This is a genomic window from Streptomyces sp. NPDC056948, from assembly GCF_042674225.1.
Taxonomy (GTDB): domain Bacteria; phylum Actinomycetota; class Actinomycetes; order Streptomycetales; family Streptomycetaceae; genus Streptomyces; species Streptomyces purpurascens.
This window is the reverse complement of sequence record NZ_JBHUQX010000496.1, coordinates 1-6,217: the sequence shown is the minus strand read 5'-3', so window position 1 is coordinate 6,217 and position 6,217 is coordinate 1. Positions and strand designations below refer to the sequence as shown.

General features: G+C 68.5%; 6 protein-coding genes. 3 read left to right on the top strand and 3 right to left on the bottom strand.

Features of this window, described 5'->3' with window-relative positions; all coding sequences use genetic code 11:
• Positions 1 to 39: 39 nt before the first annotated feature.
• Entirely contained in the window at positions 40 to 831 is a 792-nt protein-coding gene (locus ACFTZL_RS39320; RefSeq protein WP_382593620.1) for an IclR family transcriptional regulator, read from the bottom strand.
• A 55-nt stretch (positions 832 to 886) separates the two neighbouring features.
• The gene (gene purU, locus ACFTZL_RS39315; RefSeq protein ID WP_382593617.1) at positions 887 to 1,759 is read right to left on the bottom strand and encodes a formyltetrahydrofolate deformylase; all 873 of its coding nucleotides are present in this window, start codon (positions 1,757 to 1,759) and stop codon (positions 887 to 889) included.
• A 192-nt stretch (positions 1,760 to 1,951) separates the two neighbouring features.
• Between purU and ACFTZL_RS39310 the strand changes: the two genes are divergently transcribed.
• Both ACFTZL_RS39310 and ACFTZL_RS39305 read left to right on the top strand, forming a co-directional pair.
• The gene (locus ACFTZL_RS39310) at positions 1,952 to 3,094 is read left to right on the top strand and encodes an aromatic ring-hydroxylating dioxygenase subunit alpha (protein WP_382593614.1); all 1,143 of its coding nucleotides are present in this window, start codon (positions 1,952 to 1,954) and stop codon (positions 3,092 to 3,094) included.
• Between the two features lie 3 nt (positions 3,095 to 3,097).
• Positions 3,098 to 5,392 (top strand): FdhF/YdeP family oxidoreductase, encoded by a 2,295-nt coding sequence (locus ACFTZL_RS39305; RefSeq protein WP_382593611.1) that lies wholly within the window; start codon positions 3,098 to 3,100, stop codon positions 5,390 to 5,392.
• 13 nt (positions 5,393 to 5,405) lie between these two features.
• Here the strand turns inward: ACFTZL_RS39305 and ACFTZL_RS39300 are convergent, their stop codons facing one another.
• Entirely contained in the window at positions 5,406 to 5,612 is a 207-nt protein-coding gene (locus ACFTZL_RS39300) for a hypothetical protein (protein ID WP_382593608.1), read from the bottom strand.
• 459 nt (positions 5,613 to 6,071) lie between these two features.
• Between ACFTZL_RS39300 and ACFTZL_RS39295 the strand changes: the two genes are divergently transcribed.
• A partial coding sequence (locus ACFTZL_RS39295) for an aldo/keto reductase (protein WP_382588508.1) occupies positions 6,072 to 6,217 on the top strand: 146 nt, incomplete at its 3' end.

Sequence of the window (6,217 nt, the reverse complement as noted above, 5' to 3'; positions counted from 1 at the left end):
GTCCTCTCCTGATCGGCGACCGAGTCGGGCTTGCGGGCCTCAGCCCGCGTAGCCGAGACGGCGGCTGAGCTCGTCCGCTCCGGCGACGATCACCGGTGCGAGTTCGCGTATCCGCTCCTCGGTCAGCCGGAAGGCCGGCCCCGACGCGCTGAGGGCGGCGATGACCTCGCCGTCCTCCGAACGCACCGGCGCGGACAGAGCGTTGAGGCCCTCCTCGTATTCCTCCCGCGTGACGGCATAGCCCTGCTCACGGGCTTCGGACAGGTCCGCCTCCAGCTTCTTCCTGGAGGTCACCGTGCGCGGTGTCATACGGGGCAGGCCCGCCTCGGCGAGGAACTCGTCGCGGTCCCCGCGGTCGAGGTGGGCCAGGAGGATCTTGCCGCTCGACGTGCAGTGCAGCGGGGTCTGCCGTCCCACCCAGTTCTGTGCGGCGATGGCCGACGTACTGCGCACCTGGTAGAGGTTGATCGCATGGTGGGACTCGAGCACGGCGATGTTCATCGTCTCGCCCACGTCGTCTACGAGACGCTCGCAGATTCCCCGTCCGTGTCGGGTGACGGCGATGCGGCCCGTCACGGCGCCTGCCAGGCGCACGACTCCGAAGCCGAGGCGGTACTTTCCGCGGTCGCTCTCCTGCTCGACCATGCCATGCGCCTCCAGCGCGCCGAGCAGGCGGAAAGCGGTGGATTTGTGGACGTCGATCGCCGCGGCCACTTCACTCACGCCCGCCTCGCCGTGCTGGGCGAGGATCTCCAGCACGGCGACAGCACGGTCAACGGATTGCACTCCGCCAGTGGGAGCGCCTGCGGACTCGGTGCCGAGGTTGCTCATGGCGAGACTCTAGGCGAAATGGGCAACAGGCGTGAGGGGGTGGAGGTCATTTTCCTCAGCGGAAGATGACCGTACGGTTGTCGTTGACCATGACGCGGCTCTGGCTGTGCCATTCCACCGCCCGCGCCAGGACCTGCGCCTCCACGTCGCGCCCCAGGGCGACCATGCTGTCGGGACCCTGTGAGTGGTTCACGCGGATGACGTCCTGCTCGATGATGGGCCCCTCGTCGAGGTCCGGGGTGACGTAGTGGGCCGTCGCCCCGACGAGCTTGACGCCGCGCTCGTGCGCCTGGAGATAGGGCCGGGCGCCCTTGAAGCTCGGCAGGAACGAGTGGTGGATGTTGATCGCCCGGCCTTCGAGCTGCTTGCACAGGTCGTTCGACAGGACTTGCATGTAGCGGGCGAGGACCACGAGGTCGATGTCCAGCTCGTCGACGAGCTCCAGCAGCCGAGCCTCCGCCTCGGGCTTCGTGTCCCGGGTCACGGGCACGTGGTGGAACGGGATCCCGTAGCTCTCGGCGAGCGGCTCGAAGTCCCGGTGGTTGGAGACGATCGCCGGAACCTCGATGTTCAGCGCGCCGGTGCGCCGGCGGAAGAGCAGGTCGTTCAGGCAGTGCCCGAACTTCGACACCATGATCAGGGTGCGCGTCGGGGTCGACGCGTCGTACAGCTGCCAGGAGATCCGGTACGCCTCCGCCACCGGGGCGAAGCCGGTCTTCAGATCCTCCAGCGAGGTTCCCGGGTCCGAGACGTCGAAGTGGACTCGCATGAAGAAGCGGTCCTGCAGCCGGTCGTCGAACTGCTGGCTCTCCTGGATGTTTCCGGAGTGCCGGACCAGGAAGCCGGTGACCGCGTGGACGAGGCCCGAGCGGTCGGGGCACGACAGGGTGAGGACGAACTCGCGGCCGGTCGTGGGTCCAAGAGACATTGAGCCCTCCCTGAGGGGGTGCGCAATACGCAACAGTCGGACTGATGCGCAACATGGTCCTGGCTGTGGCGGCCTGCGGTCAAGGGCTTGACAGTGGTTCGGGCGGGCTGCACTGTGAGTTGCGTAGCAAGAATCTCGTTGCGCATGAGGCAACCGTCCGCCCACCAGGGGCGCTTCACTTCGAGGTGAACCATGACTACGACCGGCCTGCCGGAGAGCCTGATCGCGACCCTCCCCGGTGACCACTACACGGACCCGGAGATCTTCCGCCTGGAGCAGGAGCACATCTTCGAGTCGATGTGGTTCTGCGCGGCACGCTCGTCGGAACTGGCGAAGCCGGGTGCGTTCCGGACCGTGGACGTCGGGCGGGAGGGCGTGCTGCTGACCCGGTCGCGGGACGGCTCCGTCAAGGCCTTCTTCAACGTGTGCCGGCACCGGGGCGCGAAGCTGTGCACGCAGGAGTCCGGCGAGGTGAAGCGGGGCTTCCAGTGCCCGTACCACGCCTGGACGTACGACCTCAACGGCAAACTCGTCGCGGCCCCCAACCTCACCAAGATGCCGGACATCGGCCGGACCGAGTACGGACTGGCGAGCGTGGCGGTCCGCGAATGGCTCGGCTATGTGTGGGTGTGCCTGGCCGAGAACCCGCCGTCGTTCGAGGAGTCGGTGATCGCGGACGTGGTCGCGCGCCTGGGCGACGTGGAGTCCGTCGAACGGTACGACGTCGAGACACTGGAGGTCGGGAGGCGGATCGTCTACGACGTCAAGGCCAACTGGAAGCTGATCATCGAGAACTTCATGGAGTGCTACCACTGCGCGACCATCCACCCTGAGCTGACCGAGGTCCTGCCGGAGTTCGCCGACGGCTACGCGGCGCAGTACTACGTGGGACACGGCGCCGAGTTCGGCTCGGACGTCCAGGGCTTCACCGTCGACGGCTCGGAGGGCCTGGACCGCATTCCGGGCGTCACCGAGGAACAGGACCGCCGGTACTACGCGATCACGGTGCGCCCGCAGGTGTTCATCAACCTCGTCCCGGACCATGTGATCTTCCACCGGATGTTCCCGGTGGCGGTGGACCGCACGATCGTGGAGTGCGACTGGCTGTACCTGAAGGGCGTGGTGGAGAGCGGCCGGGACGTCAGCCGGTCGGTGGAGCTGTTCGACCGTGTCAACCGGCAGGACTTCGACGCCTGTGAGCGCTGCCAGCCGGCGATGAGTTCCCGCCTGTACGCCAAGGGCGGCGTCCTGGTGCCCAGCGAGCACCACATCGGCGAGTTCCACGACTGGGTCCAGGACCGTATCGGCATCCAAGCCGACCTCGCGGAGCACTAGGCGATGGCCCGCAAGGCACCTGCCGAGGACCCAGGTGACTCCCGTCTGCGGGTGAGTGCGCCGAAGGATCACGCGGCGGGCCTTCCCGCGGTCACGTCCTCGCTGCGCCACGCCCACGCGCAGATGGGGGCCCGCCGCAGTCTGCTGACTTTGCTGAGCGTCAACCAGAAGTCGGGCTTCGACTGCCCGGGATGCGCCTGGCCCGAGCCCGAGCACCGGCACCGCGCCGAGTTCTGCGAGAACGGCGCCAAGGCAGTGGCCGAGGAGGCCACGCTGCGCCGGGTCGGGCCGGGCTTCTTCGCCGAGCACACCCTGGAGGAGCTGGCCGGACGCAGCGACTACTGGCTCGGCCAGCAGGGCCGCCTCACCCACCCCATGTACCGCCCTGCCGGCAGCGACCGCTACCGGCCGGTCTCCTGGGACGAGGCGTTCGCCGTGATCGCCCGGGAGCTGCGCGCACTCGACTCACCGGACCGGGCCGCCTTCTACACTTCGGGCCGGGCGAGCAACGAGGCCGCCTTCGTCTACCAGTTGTTCGTCCGGCTCCTCGGCACCAACAACCTGCCGGACTGCTCCAACATGTGCCACGAGTCGAGCGGTTCCGCCCTGACCGAGACCATCGGCATCGGCAAGGGCAGCGTCCGGCTGGAGGACCTGTACGAGGCCGACCTGATCCTCGTCGTGGGGCAGAACCCGGGCACCAACCACCCCCGGATGCTCTCGGCGCTCGAGACCGCCAAGGACAAGGGGGCCAGGATCATCTCGGTCAACCCGCTTCCCGAGGCGGGCCTGCTGCGCTTCAAGAACCCCCAGCGGCCCTCCGGCGTACTGGGGGGCGGCACCCAACTCACCGACCAATTCCTGCAGATCAGGCTCGGCGGCGACCAGGCCCTCTTCCAGGCCTTCAACCGCATGCTCCTGGAGGCGGAGGACGACGCTCCCGGCACGGTCCTCGACCGCGACTTCATCACCGCGCACACCCACGGCTTCGAGGAGTTCGCCGACCAGGCCCGCAAGCTGTCCTGGGACGACGTGCTGGAGGCGACCGGCCTGTCGGCGCAGGAGATCCAAGAGGCGTTCCAGGAGGTCCTGGCCGCCCGGAAGATCGTCGTCTGCTGGGCGATGGGCCTCACTCAGCACCGCCACTCGGTGCCGACCATCCGCGAGGTGGTCAACTTCCTGCTGTTGCGCGGCAACATCGGACGACCCGGCGCCGGACTCTGCCCCGTGCGCGGCCACTCCAACGTCCAGGGTGACCGGACCATGGGCATCTACGAAAAGCCGGACGCCGCCTTCCTCGACGCACTCGGCGCGGAGTTCGGGTTCGAGCCGCCGCGGCACCACGGCCACGACGCGGTGGAGACCATCCGGGCCATGCGGGACGGACAGGTCCGGGTCTTCGTCGCGCTCGGCGGTAACTTCGTCTCCGCCGCTCCCGACACCGAACTCACCGAGCGAGCTCTGCGCAACTGCGAGCTCACGGTGCAGATCTCCACCAAACTCAACCGGTCCCACGCCGTGGCCGGCCGGCAGGCGCTCATCCTGCCCTGCCTGGGCCGCACCGAAGCCGACCTGCGGCCCGCCGGAGAGCAACGGGTGACGGTGGAGGACTCCATGGGCATGGTGCACCTCTCAAGCGGCCGGCTGGCACCCGCCTCCGACAGCCTGCTGAGCGAGGTCGCGATCATCTGCCGCATGGCGAACGCGGCCCTCGGAAGCGGCGGTCCGCAGGTGCCCTGGGCAGACTTCGAGGCGGACTACGACCGGGTCCGGGACAGGATCGCCCGGGTGATTCCCGGTTTCGAGGACTTCAACGCCCGGGTGCGCAGGCCTGGCGGCTTCGCCCTGCCCCACCCGCCACGCGACGAGAGGCGCTTCCCCACCAGGACGGGGCTGGCCAACTTCACCGTCAACCCTCTGCAGATGCTGCGCGTCCCTCGGGGGCGGCTGCTCCTTCAGACGATCCGTTCGCACGACCAGTACAACACCACCATCTACGGCCTGGACGACCGCTACCGCGGCATCCACCAAGGTCGCAGGGTGCTCTTCGTCCACCCGGACGATCTCGCCGTACAGGGCTTGGCGGACGGCGAACTGGTCGACATCGTCAGTGAGTTCTCCAACGGGGTCGAGCGTCGGGCACCGGCCTTCCGGACGGTCGGCTACCCCACCCCGCGAGGCTGCTGCGCCGCCTACTTCCCCGAGACCAACGTGCTCGTTCCACTGGACTCCACCGCGGAGGTCAGCAACACGCCGACATCCAAGTCCATCGTGGTCCGGCTGGAACCGGCGCGCTGACCCGGCCCGCCGGTCAGTCATGCTCGCGCATCGCCGCCGCGTACACGTCAGCCGTGGCCACGGCGGCGGCGTCGCAGCCGAACGACTCGGCATGCCAGGTGGCCGCCGCGACCAACCGGACCGAGAGCGCCGGATCATCGGCGAAACGGCGCAGCGCCCGCGCGTAGTCCGGCCGGTGCCCCGGCACCACGACGCCACTCAGTCCGCTGCGCAGGGCCACCGGCAGGCCACACCACGGCCGCGATCACCGGCGTACCGCAGGCCTGCGTCTCGGCGGCCGCCAGGCCGAAGGAACTCGCTGTAGGACGGCATGACTTACACGTCGCCGCCCGGCACCAGTCCGCGAGCTCCGTCTGACCCACCGGCAGACGGAACAGCACCACATTGCCTATGCAGGGCTGAGTTGCGAGCTTTCTGCAACTCCTCCGGCCTGGCCTGGCAGCCGCTCGGCCCGCCTACGACCGGTACGCCGATTCGGTCACGGACCCCGCGAGGATCGGGCCGGAAGAGCTCCAGGTTCACGGCATGCCTGGCGGCTCAGGCGACGGACTTCCGGTACGGCGGTGCGCAGGTGCGGTGTATCAGTGGCTGGTTGCGTGACAGTGGTGTGTCACTGCGGTACGGGACGCGGAGTTGCGTGCTTGCCTAGAGCGCACTTCAAGACGTTGGCTTGGTCACCATGAAGTACACGCAGCTCGGACGCACAGGACTCAAGGTCAGCCGGCTCGTTCTCGGGACCATGAACTTCGGTCCGCAGACCGACGAGGCCGACAGCCACGCCATCATGGACGCGGCGCTGGACGCGGGCATCAACTTCTTCGACAC

Excerpts from the sequence above, each read along its gene's own strand:
- ACFTZL_RS39310 (WP_382593614.1), top strand. The coding sequence starts at position 1,952 with ATGACTACGACCGGCCTGCCGGAGAGCCTGATCGCGACCCTCCCCGGT.
- ACFTZL_RS39305 (WP_382593611.1), top strand. The coding sequence starts at position 3,098 with ATGGCCCGCAAGGCACCTGCCGAGGACCCAGGTGACTCCCGTCTGCGG.
- purU (WP_382593617.1), bottom strand. The coding sequence starts at position 1,759 with ATGTCTCTTGGACCCACGACCGGCCGCGAGTTCGTCCTCACCCTGTCG.
- ACFTZL_RS39320 (WP_382593620.1), bottom strand. The coding sequence starts at position 831 with ATGAGCAACCTCGGCACCGAGTCCGCAGGCGCTCCCACTGGCGGAGTG.